The sequence below is a fragment of the Amycolatopsis benzoatilytica AK 16/65 genome (genome assembly GCF_000383915.1).
Lineage (GTDB): Bacteria > Actinomycetota > Actinomycetes > Mycobacteriales > Pseudonocardiaceae > Amycolatopsis > Amycolatopsis benzoatilytica.
Genome location: NZ_KB912942.1, coordinates 940299 through 955396 on the forward strand (window position 1 = coordinate 940299; position 15098 = coordinate 955396).

14 protein-coding genes are annotated in these 15098 nt (G+C 71.0%); 10 read left to right on the forward strand and 4 right to left on the reverse strand.

Translation table 11 applies throughout. The features are described from left to right. Window position 1: 1 nt before the first annotated feature. The 4 genes from AMYBE_RS0104430 to AMYBE_RS0104445 all read left to right on the forward strand — a co-directional run bounded on the left by AMYBE_RS0104430 (window position 2) and on the right by AMYBE_RS0104445 (window position 2734). Complete coding sequence (locus AMYBE_RS0104430) at window positions 2-1333, forward strand: bifunctional 3,4-dihydroxy-2-butanone-4-phosphate synthase/GTP cyclohydrolase II (RefSeq protein ID WP_020658133.1); 1332 nt, start codon at window positions 2-4, stop codon at window positions 1331-1333. Next, window positions 1330-1836, forward strand: a complete 507-nt coding sequence (gene ribH, locus AMYBE_RS0104435) for a 6,7-dimethyl-8-ribityllumazine synthase (protein WP_020658134.1) — start codon at window positions 1330-1332, stop codon at window positions 1834-1836. The genes AMYBE_RS0104430 and ribH overlap by 4 nt, the downstream gene beginning before the upstream one ends. Before the next feature lie 5 nt (window positions 1837-1841). Continuing rightward, entirely contained in the window at window positions 1842-2288 is a 447-nt protein-coding gene (locus AMYBE_RS0104440) for a PH domain-containing protein (RefSeq protein WP_027927369.1), read from the forward strand. A gap of 86 nt (window positions 2289-2374) precedes the next feature. Next, window positions 2375-2734, forward strand: a complete 360-nt coding sequence (locus tag AMYBE_RS0104445; protein WP_020658136.1) for a group I truncated hemoglobin — start codon at window positions 2375-2377, stop codon at window positions 2732-2734. Between the two features lie 8 nt (window positions 2735-2742). On the opposite strand, the gene AMYBE_RS0104450 is transcribed toward AMYBE_RS0104445, so the two are convergent. Together AMYBE_RS0104450 and AMYBE_RS0104455 are read right to left on the reverse strand one after the other, a co-directional pair. Beyond that, window positions 2743-3528: an exodeoxyribonuclease III gene (locus AMYBE_RS0104450; RefSeq protein ID WP_020658137.1), complete on the reverse strand. Its 786-nt coding sequence runs from the start codon at window positions 3526-3528 to the stop codon at window positions 2743-2745. 107 nt (window positions 3529-3635) lie between these two features. Further along, on the reverse strand, window positions 3636-4352 hold the full coding sequence (locus AMYBE_RS0104455) for a S1 family peptidase (RefSeq protein ID WP_020658138.1): 717 nt from the start codon (window positions 4350-4352) through the stop codon (window positions 3636-3638). 174 nt (window positions 4353-4526) lie between these two features. Between AMYBE_RS0104455 and uvrC the strand changes: the two genes are divergently transcribed. The 5 genes from uvrC to AMYBE_RS0104480 all read left to right on the forward strand — a co-directional run bounded on the left by uvrC (window position 4527) and on the right by AMYBE_RS0104480 (window position 10572). Continuing rightward, window positions 4527-6560, forward strand: coding sequence for an excinuclease ABC subunit UvrC (gene uvrC, locus AMYBE_RS0104460; protein WP_084469865.1), 2034 nt, complete (start codon window positions 4527-4529; stop codon window positions 6558-6560). A gap of 49 nt (window positions 6561-6609) precedes the next feature. Continuing rightward, window positions 6610-7467, forward strand: coding sequence for an RNase adapter RapZ (gene rapZ / locus AMYBE_RS0104465; protein ID WP_020658140.1), 858 nt, complete (start codon window positions 6610-6612; stop codon window positions 7465-7467). A gap of 1 nt (window position 7468) precedes the next feature. Continuing rightward, window positions 7469-8431: a gluconeogenesis factor YvcK family protein gene (locus AMYBE_RS0104470; RefSeq protein ID WP_020658141.1), complete on the forward strand. Its 963-nt coding sequence runs from the start codon at window positions 7469-7471 to the stop codon at window positions 8429-8431. A gap of 36 nt (window positions 8432-8467) precedes the next feature. Next, window positions 8468-9457 (forward strand): DNA-binding protein WhiA, encoded by a 990-nt coding sequence (whiA, locus tag AMYBE_RS0104475; RefSeq protein WP_020658142.1) that lies wholly within the window; start codon window positions 8468-8470, stop codon window positions 9455-9457. Window positions 9458-9600: 143 nt separating this feature from the next. Further along, window positions 9601-10572, forward strand: coding sequence for an LLM class flavin-dependent oxidoreductase (locus AMYBE_RS0104480; protein WP_020658143.1), 972 nt, complete (start codon window positions 9601-9603; stop codon window positions 10570-10572). A gap of 115 nt (window positions 10573-10687) precedes the next feature. On the opposite strand, the gene AMYBE_RS0104485 is transcribed toward AMYBE_RS0104480, so the two are convergent. Continuing rightward, window positions 10688-12763 carry a PQQ-dependent sugar dehydrogenase gene (locus AMYBE_RS0104485; protein ID WP_020658144.1) on the reverse strand — a complete coding sequence of 692 codons (2076 nt, stop codon included), beginning with the start codon at window positions 12761-12763 and terminating at the stop codon, window positions 10688-10690. A gap of 266 nt (window positions 12764-13029) precedes the next feature. Next, window positions 13030-13470, reverse strand: coding sequence for a PPOX class F420-dependent oxidoreductase (locus tag AMYBE_RS0104490; RefSeq protein ID WP_027927371.1), 441 nt, complete (start codon window positions 13468-13470; stop codon window positions 13030-13032). A gap of 77 nt (window positions 13471-13547) precedes the next feature. On the opposite strand from AMYBE_RS0104490, the gene AMYBE_RS0104495 reads away from it, so the two are divergent. Continuing rightward, a complete protein-coding gene (locus tag AMYBE_RS0104495) occupies window positions 13548-15011 on the forward strand; it encodes a hypothetical protein (protein ID WP_020658146.1) in 1464 nt (487 codons plus the stop codon). The last annotated feature ends 87 nt before the right edge of the window (window positions 15012-15098 follow it).

The following is a 15098-nucleotide window of genomic DNA, read 5'->3' on the forward strand; positions in this document are numbered from 1 at the left end:
CGTGAGCGAGACGAAGGCGTCCGGGCAGCAGACGGGCTGGGCCCCGTGCGGGGCCGGCGCGAAAGTCGACGCGGACGCGATCGAAGCCGCGATCGCGGACATCGCGGCCGGGCGCGCCGTGGTCGTGGTCGACGACGAGGACCGCGAGAACGAGGGTGACCTCATCTTCGCCGCCGAGAAGGCGACGCCGGAGCTGCTCGCGTTCATGGTCCGCTACACGTCCGGCTACGTGTGCGTCGCGCTGACCGAGTCCGAGGCGGACCGGCTCGACCTGCCGCCGATGTACCACACGAACCAGGACCAGCGCGGCACCGCGTACAGCGTCACGGTCGACGCGGCCGAGGGCATCAGCACCGGCATCTCCGCGGCCGACCGCGCGCACACCACGCGCCTGCTGGCCGACCCGGAAGCCACCGCGAAGGACTTCCGCCGTCCCGGGCACGTGGTTCCGCTGCGCGCCAAGGAAGGCGGCGTGCTGCGCCGTCCCGGGCACACCGAGGCGTCGGTCGACCTGGCCCGGCTGGCCGGCCTGCACCCGGCGGGCGTGCTCTGCGAGATCGTGTCGCAGAAGGACGAGGGCGACATGGCCCGGCGCGACGAGCTGGAAGTGTTCGCCGCCGACCACGACCTCCAGATCATCTCGATCGCCGACCTGATCGCCTACCGGCGGCGCACCGAGAAGCAGGTGGAACGCGTCGCCGAGGCGCGGATCCCGCTGGCCGCGGGTACCTTCCGCGCGGTCGGCTACGACAGCCTGCTGGACGGGATCGAGCACGTCGCGTTCGTGTACGGCGAGATCGGCGACGGCGAGGACATCCTGGTCCGGGTGCACTCCGAATGCCTGACCGGCGACGTTTTCGGCTCGCTGCGCTGCGACTGCGGCCCACAGCTGGACGCCGCGCTGCAGAAGGTGGCCGACGAGGGGCGCGGCGTCGTGCTCTACATCCGCGGGCACGAAGGCCGGGGCATCGGCCTGCTGCACAAGCTGCAGGCGTACCAGCTGCAGGACGCGGGCGCGGACACCGTCGACGCGAACCTGGCGCTGGGCGTGCCGGCCGACGCGCGCGACTACGGCACCGGCGCGCAGATCCTGTGCGACCTGGGTGTCCGGTCGATGCGGCTGCTGACGAACAACCCGGCGAAGCGGGTCGGCCTGGAGGGCTACGGGTTGCGCGTCACCGGCCGCGAAGCGCTGCCCATCTCGCCGAACCCGGAGAACCTGCGGTACCTGCGCACCAAGCGCGACCGGATGGGGCACGACCTCAGCCAGCTGGAGCACTACGACCAGGTCGGCGCGGCCGGCCCCGCCACCGAGGAGGACACCACGCGATGAGCGGCGAGGGGCGGCCGGACGCCGCGCTCGACCTGCGCGACTGCAAGTCCCTGAAGCTGGGGATCGTCGCGACGCGGTGGAACGCCAAGATCACCGACGTGCTGCTGGAGCGCGCGCTCGCCGCCGCGAAGGACGCCGAGCTCGAGGAAGAGCCCACGGTGGTCCGGGTGGCCGGCGCGATCGAGCTGCCGGTCGTCGCGCAGGCGCTGGCGCGCAACCACGACGCGGTCGTCGCGCTGGGCGTCGTGATCCGAGGCGGCACTCCGCACTTCGAGTACGTCTGCGACGCGGTGACCGCCGGCCTCACCCGGGTGGCGCTCGACGAGAGCACCCCGGTCGGCAACGGCGTGCTGACCTGCGAGACCGAGCAGCAGGCGCTGGACCGTTCCGGCATGCCCGGCTCGGTCGAGGACAAGGGCTACGAAGCGGCCGTGGCGGCGCTCGACACCGCGCACGTGCTGCGCGGCCTGGGCAAGCCGTGGACCGAGCGGGGATTCGTGTGAGCGTGATGACCGAGCCGCAGACCACCCTCGTGATCCGGCCGCGCCGTGCGCTCGTCATGTGCAGCGTCCTGGCGGTGGCGCTGCTCGCGGCGTTCGTGATCGTCGCGGTCCTGCTGCGCAACTCGCACACCGGCGTGGTGTTCGAGGCGTCGGACCAGATCGCGATGATCGGCATCGGCGTGGCGCTGGCCGCCGGGACGATGCTGTTCGGCAACGCGCGGGTGCGCGCGGACGCCACCGGCATCGAGGTCCGCAACGTCATCGCGCGGCGGGTGTTCACCTGGGATCAGGTGCTGTCGATCAGCTTCCCGGACGGCGCGTCGTGGGCGCGGCTGGAGCTGCCGGACGACGAATACTTCTCGGTGATGGCCGTGCAGGCGGTGGACCGGGACCGCGCGGTGGCGGCGGTGCGCGCGCTGCGGAAGCTGCACCGGGCCGCGACCGAGGCGTGAGCCCGCGGCGGCGGTGAGGTTTTGCTAGCCCGACGTTGACGGTCGCGACACGCGGCCGAAATGCGGCACCGCTTTTCTAGTGCGCTATGAGCAGCATTTACGAGCAGATCGGCGGCGAGGAAGCCCTCGTCGCCGTGGTGGACGACTTCTACGTTCGAGTACTCGCCGACCCCGACCTCGCGCCGTTCTTCGTCGGCACCAGCCTGCCGCGGCTCAAAGGCATGCAGGTGGAGTTCTTCGCGGTCGCGCTCGGCGGTCCGCACGAGTATCGCGGCCGCACGATGAAAGAGGTCCATCGCGGACGCGGTATCGAACAGCGGCACTTCGACCTGGTCGCGAAATACCTGATCGAAGCGCTGCTGGCGGCGGGCGTGCCGCAGCCCGTCGTGGACCAGATCGTCGGCGCGGTCGCTCCGCTGGCCGACGACATCGTCGCGCCCGCCTGACCCTCGGCTCAGCGCTCCAGGTCCACCACGATCGGAGCGTGGTCCGAGGGACCCTTGCCCTTGCGGGCGTTGCGGTCCACATAGGAATCGGTGACCGCTTTGGCGAACGCGTCGTTCGCGTAGACCAGGTCGATGCGCATTCCCTTGTTGTTGGGGAAGTTTCCGGCGCGGTAGTCCCAGTAGGTGAACGGGTGGTCGTACTTCAGCGGCCGCGGGAAGACGTCGGACAGCCCCGCGTCGCGCAGCTTCTTCAGCGCGGCGCGTTCCGGCTCGGTGACGTGCGTGGAATCGGCGAACGCCGAGATGTCCCAGACGTCCTCGTCGGCGGGCGCGACGTTGAAATCGCCGAGCACCGCGAACGGCCGGTCGTGGCCCAGTTCCTCGACGACCAGGCTGTGCAGCTTCTCGAACCACTCGAGTTTGTAGGCGTAGTGCGGGTTTTCCGGCTCCCGCCCGTTCGGCACGTACACCGACCAGAGCCGGATCCCGCCGCACGTCGCGCCGATCGCACGCGCCTCGGCCTGCCCGTCGAACCCGGGCTCGCCCGGCAGCCCGCGCACGACGTCGTCCAGCCCGATCTTCGACAGGATCGCGACCCCGTTCCACCGGCCGAGCCCGTACGCGGCGATTTCGTATCCGCGCGCGGTGATCTCCTCGGCGGGGAAGGCTTCGGTGGTGTTCTTCAGCTCCTGCAAGCACAGGACGTCCGGCGCGGTGTCGTCGAGCCAGTCGAGCACGCGGGGCAGGCGGGGAACGATGGAGTTGACGTTCCAGGTGGCGACGCGGACGGACATGGCGAATGCGCTCCCTGAGCGGTCGGCGGGCGGGCCAGACCACGGTACGGCAGCACGGTGCAGTACCGGTCCGGGCGGGTCCGCGCGGGCCCGCCCGGACGAGCGGGTCACACGCCCGAGGTGCTCCGGATCCACGAGCGGCTCGCGGCCACGCTCGCGTAGTTGTTGGTGCCGCGGGTGTTCGTGCCGTCCTGGTTCTGCACCGTCGACGCGACCCCGACCTGTGCGCCGCCGGACAGTTCGGGTCCGCCGGAGTCGCCCTTCCACGCCGAGCCGTTCACGCCGACGCTCTGGATCGCGCGGCCGCCGTAGGCGTCCGTCGACTGGCCGGTCACCTGGACGTTCGCGACCTTCAGCGCCGACGCGGGCGGTCCGGTCGGCGTGGTGCGGCCCCACCCGTACAGCTGGTTGGTGCTGCCGGTCGCCGGGTCGGCGCCGCCGAGCGAGATCGGACCGGCCGAGGTCGACTGCGCGAGGTGCAGCAGCGCGATGTCGCCGTTGGGCGACTGTTCCTCGCGGTCGACGGCGATCTTCGTGCCGCCGTAAAGGGTGTTGGAGCCGACGCGGACGAACATGCCGGAGCCGTCCTGGTCGAGGCAGTGCACCGCGGTCATCACCCACCGCGGCGCGATCACGGTGCCCGAGCAGTTGAAGCCCTGGAAGTCGCGGCCGGGGGTGTTGACGTAGACCTGCGCGCCCCAGCTGACGGACGGCGCGGTGCCGCCGCCGATGATTCTCGGCTCGGCCGCGGTGGCGGCGCCGGGGACGGCGAGCGAGAGCAGTGCGGCGGCGGTGACAGCCGCGGCGGCGAATCGGGTGCGCATGGCGGAGTTCCCTTCGGGGCGGGGATCTGCGGAGAACCGAAAGTAACCGCGCGATCACCCGACCGGGGAACCGACTAACGTCGGAAACGTCCGGAACGGTCGGATCCGCCCGGTGCCGCGCCGCTGCCAGGGGTCTCCCCGGAACTGTCGGACCCGCGCCATACAGTGGGGCACGTGGCTGACCCGACCACCTACCGACCCCAGCCGGGGACCATCCCGGACGCGCCTGGCGTGTACAAGTTCCGCGACCCCGGCAAGCGCGTCATCTACGTGGGCAAAGCGAAGAGCTTGCGCAGCAGGCTGAACTCGTACTTCGCCGACCTCTCCGGTCTTCACCCGCGCACCCGGCAGATGGTCACCACGGCGGCGAGCGTCGAGTGGACCGTCGTCGGCACCGAGGTCGAGGCGCTCCAGCTGGAGTACAACTGGATCAAGGAGTTCGACCCGCGGTTCAACGTCCGCTACCGCGACGACAAGAGCTACCCGGTCCTCGCCGTCACGCTCAACGAGGAGTACCCCCGGCTGCACGTCTACCGCGGCGCGCGCAAAAAGGGCGTCCGCTATTTCGGGCCCTATTCGCACGCCTGGGCCATCCGCGAGACGCTCGACCTGCTGCTGCGCGTCTTCCCCGCCCGCACCTGCTCGGCCGGGGTGTTCCGGCGGCACGGGCAGATCGGCCGGCCGTGCCTGCTCGGCTACATCGACAAATGCTCGGCCCCGTGCGTCGGCAAGGTGTCCGCGGACGAGCACCGGGCGATCGTCGAGGACTTCTGCGACTTCCTGGCCGGCCGCACCGACGCGATGGTCAAGCGGCTGGAACGCGAGATGGCGGATGCGTCCGAGGCGCTGGAGTTCGAGCGCGCGGCCCGGCTGCGCGACGATCTCGGCGCGCTGCGCCGGGCGATGGAAAAGCAGGCCGTGGTGTTCGGGGACGGCACGGACGCCGATGTCGTCGCCTTCGCGCACGACGAACTCGAAGCCGCCGTGCAGGTCTTCCACGTGCGCGGCGGGCGGGTGCGCGGGCAGCGCGGCTGGGTGATCGACAAGGCCGAGGAAATGGACGTCCCGGCGCTCGTCGACCACTTCCTCACCCAGTTTTACGGCGAGGAATCCGACCGGGCGGGCCACGACGGCGTCGAGGCCGGTCCGGTGGTGCCGCGCGAGGTCCTGGTGCCCGAGTTGCCGGCGGACGCGGAGGCGGTCGAGGAGTGGCTGTCCGGTCTGCGCGGGTCGCGGGTGCGGCTGCGGGTCGCGCAGCGCGGCGACAAGAAGGCGCTGGCGGAGACCGTGGCGCGCAACGCGGCGGAAGCGTTCACCCAGCACAAGCTGCGCCGCGCGGGCGATCTCACCGCGCGATCCGCCGCGCTGCAGGAACTTCAGGACTATCTGGCGCTCGACACCGCGCCGCTGCGCATCGAATGCATCGACATCAGCCACATCCAGGGCAGCGACGTCGTGGCGTCGCTCGTGGTGTTCGAGGACGGGCTGCCGCGCAAGTCCGAGTACCGCAAGTTCGCGTTGCGGGAGGCGGCGGCCGAGGGCGACGTGGCGTCGATCGCGGAGGTCGTCCGGCGACGATTCCACCGCTATCTCAAGGAAACCGCGGAGATCGCGGCCGGAGCCGAAAAATCCGCCGGGGAAGCAGCCGCCGGCCAGCCGGGCGACGAGGCCATCGAGCCGGTGCGCGCGGGCATCGACCCGGAGACCGGGCGTCCGCGGAAGTTCGCCTACCCGCCGAACCTGCTGGTGGTCGACGGCGCCGGCCCGCAGGCCACCGCGGCCGCGGACGTGCTGGCGGAGCTGGGCATCACCGACATCGCGGTGGTCGGGCTCGCGAAGCGGCTCGAAGAGGTGTGGCTGCCCGGCGATCCGGAGCCGGCGATCCTGCCGCGCACGTCCGACGCGCTGTACCTGCTGCAGCGACTGCGCGACGAGGCGCACCGGTTCGCCATCCGCTACCACCGCGAGAAGCGCGCCAAGCGGATGCAGGCGTCCGAATTGGACAGTGTGCCCGGACTGGGGCAGGCTCGGCGCACCGCGCTGATCAAGCACTTCGGCTCGGTGAAAAAGCTCAAGCAGGCTCGGGTCGAGGAGATCGAAGCGGTGCCCGGTTTCGGCAGGCGCACCGCGGAAGCCGTGGCAGCGGCACTGGCCGGGGAGACCGGCGCCGCGCCGCGGGGAACACCGGGAGGGGACCAGGGGTCGTGATCGGGAAGGAATCGCAGTGAGTGCGCAAGAGGAAAAACGGGGCAGCGGGATGGAGGTCGCGGTCGTCAGCGGCCTGTCCGGTGCGGGCCGTTCCACGGCGGCCAAGTGCCTGGAGGACCTCGGCTGGTTCGTGGTCGACAACCTGCCGCCGGAGCTGATCGCCACCATGGTCGAGCTCGGTGCGCAGGCACGGGGGGCGATCACGAAGGTGGCCGTGGTGATGGACGTGCGCTCGCGCGCGTTCACCGACGACCTGGCTTCGGTGATCAAGGACCTGGACGCCCGCGGCTACAAGCCGCGCGTGTTGTTCCTGGAAGCCACCGACGCGGTGCTGGTGCGCCGCTTCGAATCGGTCCGCCGCGGCCACCCGATGCAGGGCGACGGGCGGCTCGCCGACGGCATCACCGCCGAGCGCAAACTGCTCTCGCCGCTGCGCGAGGAAGCCGACCTGGTGCTGGACACGTCCGCGCTGTCGGTGCACGACCTGCGCGCGAAGATCGAGGACGCGTTCGGCTCCGAAGCGAGCACGCAGACCCGGGTCACCGTGCTGTCCTTCGGCTACAAGTACGGTCTGCCGATGGACGCCGACCTGGTGATGGACGTGCGGTTCCTGCCCAACCCGTTCTGGATCCCGGAGCTGCGCGAGCACACCGGGCTGGACGGCGAGGTGCGCAATTACGTGCTGTCCCAGGAAGGGGCCGAGGAGTTCCTCGACCGCTACCACCAGCTGCTGCGGCTGATCGGGGCGGGCTACAAGCGCGAAGGCAAGCGGTACCTGACGCTCGCGGTCGGCTGCACCGGCGGCAAGCACCGCAGCGTCGCGATCTCCGAAGAACTCGCCCAGCGACTGTCCAATGAGGACGGCATGGCAGTAAAGGTGGTGCACCGGGATCTTGGCCGGGAGTGACGTGCGCGCGGTGGCGCTGGGCGGCGGACACGGGTTGCACGCGACGCTGACCGCCCTCCGGCGGATCACCCGCGCCGTCACCGCGGTGGTCACGGTGGCCGACGACGGCGGGTCGTCCGGCAGGCTGCGCCGGGAACTGGGGTTGCTGCCGCCGGGCGACCTGCGCCAGGCGTTCGCCGCGTTCGCCGCCGAGGACGGCGGGCGGCTGTGGGCGGAGGTGTTCCAGCACCGGTTCGGCGGCGACGGCGCGCTGGCCGGGCACGCCGTCGGCAACCTGCTGCTGGCCGGGCTGTTCGAGGTGCTCGGCGATCCGGTCGCCGCGCTCGACGAAGCCAGCAGGCTGATGGGCATCTCCGGCCGGGTGCTGCCGATGTCGCCGGAGCCGCTGGAGATCGAGGGCGAGGTGACCGGCCTCGACAGCGAGCGCCCGGACGCGGTCCGCCGGATCCGCGGCCAGGTCGCGGTGGCCAGCACGCCCGGCCAGGTGCACCGGATCAGCCTGCACCCGTCCGGGCAGCAGGACCGCCCGCCGCGCGGCTGCCCGGAGGCGATCGAGGCGGTGCTCGAGGCGGACGTGGTCTTCCTCGGCCCCGGCTCGTGGTTCACCAGCGTGCTGCCGCACCTGCTGGTGCCGGATCTGCACGACGCGCTCGTCCGCACGAAGGCCACGAAGGTCGTCGTGCTGAATCTGGTCCCCCAACCGGGGGAAACCGGCGGATTCTCGCCGGAGCGGCATTTGGACGTACTCTTCGAGCACGCGCCCGCGCTGCGGGTCGACGCCGTCATCGCGGACCGGGATTCGGTGCCCGACCCGGCAAGCCTGCGTCGGGCGGCACAGCGGCTCGGCGGCAGGTCCTGCCTGGGGGCGGTGGCTGACCCGGTCGTGGCGGGACGGCATGATCCTGGTGCGCTCGCCCAGTGCATGCGAGAGGCGCTCGGCCTCGGCGGGGAGCACCGTGGATGACGGCGGGCGCGCAGCGAGAGGCAGGAGGGGCACTACATGGCGATGACCGCCGCGGTGAAGGACGAACTGAGTCGGCTCGAGATCACGAAGATCGGGCCGCGCCGGGCGGAGGTCGCGTCGCTGCTTCGGTTCGCCGGCGGGCTGCACATCGTGGCCGGCCGGGTCGTGGTCGAGGCGGAGCTGGACACGGGTTCGGTGGCGCGGCGGCTGCGCAAGGAGATTCACGAGCTGTACGGGCACCATTCGGACGTGCACGTGATCACCGCCAGCGGCGGCCTGCGCAAGGGGACGCGGTACGTCGTGCGAGTGGTCAAGGACGGTGAGGGCCTGGCGCGCCAGACCGGTCTGATCGACCAGCGCGGCCGCCCGGTGCGCGGGCTGCCCGCCGCGGTCGTGTCCGGCGGCGTGGCGGACGCGGAAGCGGCGTGGCGCGGCGCGTTCCTGGCGCACGGCTCGCTGACCGAACCGGGCCGGTCGTCGTCGCTGGAAGTGACCTGCCCGGGCCCGGAAGCGGCGCTGGCGCTGGTCGGCGCGGCCCGGCGGATGGGCATCCAAGCGAAGTCGCGCGAGGTGCGCGGCGCGGACCGGGTCGTGGTCCGCGACGGCGACGCGATCGGCGCGCTGCTGACCCGGCTGGGCGCGCACACGAGCGTGCTGCAGTGGGAGGAACGGCGGATGCGCCGCGAAGTCCGCGCGACCGCGAACCGGCTGGCGAACTTCGACGACGCGAACCTGCGCCGTTCGGCCCGTGCGGCGGTCGCGGCCGCGGCCCGGGTGGAGCGCGCGCTGGAGATCCTGGGCGACACCGCACCGGATCACCTGCTGGCGGCGGGCCGCCTGCGGTTGTCGAACCGGCAGGCGTCGCTGGAGGAACTGGGCCAGCTGTCCGACCCGCAGATGACCAAGGACGCGGTGGCCGGCCGGATCCGGCGGCTGCTCGCGATGGCGGACAAGCGCGCGAAGGAACTGGGCATCCCGGACACCGAGTCCGCGGTGACGCCGGAAATGCTGGAGGAAGAAGCCTGACCCCGGGCTCGGGAGTGTTCATGCCGGGTTCGACCGGCACGAACACTCCCGAGCCCGGCCGGCGGGGAACGCTCCCGCGAATATCACGTCCACAGTGGACAAATCACTCCCGCCGCACCGGCTGATTCGCTACCGTGGGCTGCATGATCGATCTGCCACTCTCCGCACTCGAGCTCGCACTCATCGAAGCCGGGCAGTCGGCTACCGCGGCGCTCGCGCCGCTTCCGCGGGTCTCTCAGCGACTGGACGAGCTCGGTTACCGCCGGCTCTGGTTCGCCGAGCACCACGGTTCCCCAGCCATCGCGAGCGCCTCTCCGCAAGTCCTGGCGGCGCACGCGGCCGCGGTCACCTCGCGGGTGCGCGTCGGGTCCGGCGGCGTCCTCGCGCCCAACCACGCACCGTTCGTGCTCGCCGAGCAGTTCGGGGCGCTCTCGGCGCTCAGCGGCGGACGAGTGGACCTCGGCGTCGGCCGCGGTCCGGGCGCGGTCGATCCGGAGGTCATCCGGGCGATGCGGCGGGGCGCCGAGCCGTCCGAGGAAGCCGATTACCACTCCGACGTCGACGAATTGCTCGGCTGGCTCGGCAGCAGCAAGGCGATCCCGGAGAAGACCGAGATCCCGGAGCCGTGGCTGCTCGCGTCCAGCCCGGCCGGCGCGGAGGTCGCCGCCGCGCGCGGGCTGCCGCTCGCGTTCGCGCACCACATCCGGCCGGACAACACCGCGGCCTCGCTGGCCCGCTACCGGGAGAAGTTCCAGCCGTCGAAGTGGCGGTCCGAGCCGTACGTGCTGCTGTGCGTCGAGACCATTTGCGCGGAGACCGCCGACGAGGCCGAGTACCTGGCCGGTCCGATGAACGTCCTCAAGTCCCATCTGCTCACCGGCGGCGGGGGAGACCAGCCGCTGCTCACGCCGGAGCAGGCGGCCGGCTACGAGTTCGCGCCGGAGATGGTGCCGCAGCTGCAGCAGTTCCGAGCCGCACAGGCATACGGCGAACCCGCGCAGGTGCGAGAGCGGCTCGCCGCGCTGGCTGAGCAGACCGGAGCCGCCGAAATCATGATCACCGTGCCCGTTTACGACGCCGAGGCGCGCATCCGCTGCTACGAGCTGGTCGCGTGAAAAAGCCGCTGCCCGGCGATCACCGTGATCGCCGGGCAGCGGCCTTACCCACCGGCCAGAGTGATGGGTGCGGCAGGGGGTGACCGGCGCCGCTCCGGTCACCCCCTGCCGCGGCTTATCCGGCGGCGCCGGGGAACTTCAGCTGGACCACGACGTTGTCGATCTTGTCCGGCGTCCCGCCGAGCTTGTCGTTGTTCGTCGAGGTGACCCACAGGTGCCCGTCCGGCGTCGGGGTGACCGAGCGCAGCCGGCCCCAGCGGCCGGAGAACACCGCGGACACGGTGCCGATCCCGTCGCCCTTCGCGTTGATCTGGGTGACGAACATCTGCTCGCCGGTCACCGCAGCGATGTAGATCCAGTCGTTGACGATCGCCATTCCGGACGGGCCGGCCTCAGAGGTCTTCCAGGTCTTCTTCGGCGCGATGAACCCGTCGCACTTGCCGATCGTGCCCTCGCAGGACGGCCAGCCGTAGTTGCCGCCCTTCTGGATCAGGTTCAGCTCGTCCTGGCTGCTCTCGCCGAACTCGGTCGACCACAGCTGGCCGTGCGAGTCCCAGGCCAGGCCCTGCGGGTTGCGGTGGCCGTAACTCCACACATAGCGCGCGTTGCCGCCGGTCGCGTAGAACGGGTTGTCGCTCGGCGCGGAACCGTCGGCGTTGAGCCGGAGGATCTTGCCGTTGAGCGAGTTCTTGTTCTGCGCGTTGGCCTTCACCTTCGCGTCGCCGACGGTGGCGTACAGCTTGCCGTCCGGGCCGAACGCGATCCGGCCGCCGTTGTGGTACTGGTTCTTCGCGATGCCGGTCAGCACCGGGGTGGTGGTCTTCGACAGCGTCGTGCCGTCGTAGGTCACCTTCACGATCCGGTTGTCGCTGGCCGACGTGTGGTACAGGTACACCGCGTGGTCGGTGTTCCACTGCGGCGAGATCGCCAGGCCCAGCAGGCCGCCTTCGCCGTTGGTGGTGACCACGCCGGGGATCTTGCCCAGCGTCGTCTTCGTGCCGTCCGGCGTGATCTGCAGCAGCTCGAACCGGTCCCGCTCGGTGACCAGCGCGTTGCCGTTCGGCAGGAACCCGACCGCCCAGCCGAGGTCGACCTTCGCGATGTCCTTGTCGTACGAAGGGATTCCGCCGCCGCCAGTGGTGGCACCGGTCGTCTTCGCGGTCGCCGCGTTGCTCGCCGCCGAGGTGTTGCCGTTGGGGTCGCGCGCCTTCACCGTGAACGTGTACGAGGTGTTCGGCTTGAGGTCGCTGACCGTCGCCGAGGTCTGCGCGGTGCTGGCGACGACCTTGTCGCCCTGGTACACGTCGTAGCCGGCCACGGTGCCGCTGTCGTCGGTGGAAGCTTTCCAGGACAACGAAACGCTGTCCGAGGTGCTGCCGGTGACCTTCAGCGAACCGGGCACGGTCGGCGGGGTCTTGTCGTTGCTGGGCGGGGTTTTCACCGCGAGCACGTTGCTCGGCTGGGACGGGTTTCCTGCCGCGTCGTAGGCGATCACCGAGATGTCGTACGACGTGTTCGGGGTCAGCGAGTCGACCGTCGCCGACGTGGTCTTGCCGTCCACCACCTTCAGCGTGTTGCCGCCGCGGTTGATTTCGTAGCGGGTGACGCCGACGTTGTCGGTGGCCGGGTCCCAGCGGAAGTCCGCCGCGGTGGGCCGGATGTTCGACACCGTGAAGTTCTTGGGCGGTGTCGGCGGCTCGGTGTCGGCCGGCGCGTTGAACGTGTCGGTGATCTTGTCCGCGTTCGGCCCGCCGTTCGCGGTCGTCGACACGGTGCGGACGTGGTTCACGCCGGCAGTGAGCTGCACGGTCGCGGCGACGGTCTTCCACGTCGACCAGGAACCCGTGCTGGGGAAGGAAACCGTGCCCTTGTCGCCGCCGTCGACGACCAGCTTCATCGGCCGGTCGTCGGCGGTTCCGTTGGCGTAGCGGAAAGTCAGCGTGTGCGTGCCGGCCTGCGTGGTGTTCACCGAGTAGTCGGCGTAGCTGCCGGCCAGGTTGTCGAAGTCCACGAAGCCCTTGCCGGAGTAGCCGGGGTGGTTCGTGGCGATCTTGGCCTGGGAGAGGGTCGTGTCCTCGGATTCGTAGTCCGCGGCCGCCGCATGGGCGGCCACCGGGGCGATCAGTGCACAGCCGAGCGCGGTCGCCGCGGTACCGGCGAACAGCGCGCTCCACGTCGAGCGTCGTGCCACGGAGGGCCTCCTGCTTGAGGGGGATCGGGGCGGCGGCGGAGGTCTTCGTTAGGAAAGTTTCCTATTTATCGGGACAGATCACACACCCTCGGCGGGGGCGGTGTCAATAGCGCAAGCGCGGCATTACGCTCCGCAACGGGCGTCGCGGACAGCCGGTCGCGAAAGGGCGCGGCGAACGCTCGCCGAGAGCCCGGGCGGCGAGCCATGGTGGAGAACCTGGGCCAGAGCCCGGGCGGAGAATCCGGGTGCGGCAGAGCTCGGGCGGGTCAGAACCCGGCGATGTCGGCCCGGGCGATCACCTTGGTGATCTTCGCCCGGACGAGGGATTCTTCCGGGACCGCGTTCCGCTTGCCGTAGGCGGGCCCCTCCTTCTCGCCCATGTACCGCGAGCCGAGCCGGGTGGCCCATTCCAGCATCTCGTCCAGGTCGTGGTGCAGCTTCGCCTCGGCGGTGAACTGGACGTAGGAATACGGCGGCTTCTGGTCGTCGACCGCGAGCGAAAGCCGCGGGTCGCGGGCCAGGGCCTTGCCTTTGAGCGTGTCGGTGCCGGTGGTGAAGATCAGCTCGTCGCCGTCTGGACCCTCGTTGAGCAGGAACCAGACCGGCGTGACGATCGCCGCGCCGTTCGCGCGCACGAGGCCCAGCATCCCGGTCCGCGTGCCCTCGCTCGCGAACGCCCACCACTCCGCCCTCGTCATCTCCCGCATGATCGCCACGCTAGCCGTCCGCGTGTGCGGGCGCCGGGGCGGGCCGACTAGCCTGGCCTGCTGTGCGATACGACGAGATGGGTGCCGCGGGCTTGGCCGACGAGGGGCTGACCCGTCGGCTGAAGGCGCTCGCCTGCACCGCGCCGTTGCACGACCTCGACGCGCGCAAGGCGAAGCTGGACTGGGCCGACGCGACGATCTACCAGATGGCCGAGATCGCGCTGCACACGATCGACCAGGTCACCATCGCGATGGACTTCGACACCGGGGCAGGGCACGACCAGGTGATCGACCGGCTGCTGCCGTTCATCGCGGTGCAGGCTCCGTCGCGGATGCCGGACGAGCACGTCCGCGTCGCCAAATGGGTGCTGGACAACCTGATCAACGTCGGCACCACCGACCGCGGCTTCCGCCGGGTGTACGGCTCGCTCGGCCCGGGCGGCTACCAGCGCCGCCAGTTCGACTTCAAGCTGCTGGTCGAGCTGGCCGCGCCGGACGGCGAGGTATACCTGCGCGCCACCGACGAGGCGATCAACGTGCTGGTCGGCGCACTGGACACGGACGTCGAGTCGGCGCAGATCGCGGCCGAAGTGAAGCTGGAGAACCTGATCAACCGGGGCCGGCTGGCGGACGCGAAGCTGGCCGCCGAGCAGGCGCGCTACCGCACCGTCCAGTACGGCGAGACGCTGCGCGCGAAGCTCGACGCCACCCGGCGCGACGTGCGTGCGGTCGACTGGGAGGAGGAGGTGCCCGAGCTGATCGAATCGGCGCTCGGGCACATCGAGTCCCGGTTCCGCGCGGAGAACGCGATCCTGAAGAACATCACCACCGCACGCGACGAGTCCGAGGATCCAGACCACAAGCGCCGCGCGGCCGAACTTGTCGACATCGTCGCGGACTGCATCCGGCGCCACACCCGGCTGCAGTCGCGGATCGCCGACGCGGGCGCGGTCTTCCGCGCCGAACAGGACCGCCAGCAGTTCTCCGGCCCGCCGCAGCGCGCGACCATCGACCTGTACGGCCAGCTGCTGCTGCCCACGCTGGGCCTGCCGCTGGCCGATGCCACCGCCCCCGCCGAGCATTTCTTCCACGCCGTCGCGGGCATCTCGACGCCGGTCGTGCCCGCGCTCTCGTCGCTCGTGTCGCTGCTGCTTCGGCCGGCCCCGGAGCGGGACCAGCTGGTCGGCGAGGTGCCGGAGCCGGAGCTGGTGCCAGCCGAGGTCACCGACCGGTTCGGCGACGACGTATGGCGCCTTGCCGACGACCTGCTCGACCTGCCGGACGTGCCGCGCCGGCTGTCCGGTCTGCTGGAGGACGCGCGCCGGTCCGGCCAGCCAGGGCTGCCGTCCCTGGTCGCACTGCGCGCGCTGCACGCTTACAGTCCCGAGGTCGGCGCCGCGCGCCGGCAGGGGGAACGCCAGGTGCTGCTGGCCGTTGACGACGGCGCCCTGCTTGACGATCCGGAGTTCGGCGGGGCGGACCTGCTGCTGTCCACCGCGGAAGTCGAGCGAGTCGACGACGAGACCGAGGAGGTCGCCTGATGCCGGTTCTCCGGAGGCGACCCGAGCGCCCCAATGCCACATTGGGTGCATCCAACGCACCCAATGTGGCATTGGGTGCGTGTGATG

What these genes read in the sequence shown, in the direction of transcription:
- ribH (WP_020658134.1), top strand. Translation starts at nt 1,330, where the DNA reads ATGAGCGGCGAGGGGCGGCCGGACGCCGCGCTCGACCTGCGCGACTGC.
- AMYBE_RS0104440 (WP_027927369.1), top strand. Translation starts at nt 1,842, where the DNA reads ATGACCGAGCCGCAGACCACCCTCGTGATCCGGCCGCGCCGTGCGCTC.
- AMYBE_RS0104445 (WP_020658136.1), top strand. Translation starts at nt 2,375, where the DNA reads ATGAGCAGCATTTACGAGCAGATCGGCGGCGAGGAAGCCCTCGTCGCC.
- AMYBE_RS0104450 (WP_020658137.1), bottom strand. Translation starts at nt 3,528, where the DNA reads ATGTCCGTCCGCGTCGCCACCTGGAACGTCAACTCCATCGTTCCCCGC.
- AMYBE_RS0104455 (WP_020658138.1), bottom strand. Translation starts at nt 4,352, where the DNA reads ATGCGCACCCGATTCGCCGCCGCGGCTGTCACCGCCGCCGCACTGCTC.
- rapZ (WP_020658140.1), top strand. Translation starts at nt 6,610, where the DNA reads ATGGAGGTCGCGGTCGTCAGCGGCCTGTCCGGTGCGGGCCGTTCCACG.
- whiA (WP_020658142.1), top strand. Translation starts at nt 8,468, where the DNA reads ATGGCGATGACCGCCGCGGTGAAGGACGAACTGAGTCGGCTCGAGATC.
- AMYBE_RS0104480 (WP_020658143.1), top strand. Translation starts at nt 9,601, where the DNA reads ATGATCGATCTGCCACTCTCCGCACTCGAGCTCGCACTCATCGAAGCC.
- AMYBE_RS0104490 (WP_027927371.1), bottom strand. Translation starts at nt 13,470, where the DNA reads ATGCGGGAGATGACGAGGGCGGAGTGGTGGGCGTTCGCGAGCGAGGGC.
- AMYBE_RS0104495 (WP_020658146.1), top strand. Translation starts at nt 13,548, where the DNA reads ATGGGTGCCGCGGGCTTGGCCGACGAGGGGCTGACCCGTCGGCTGAAG.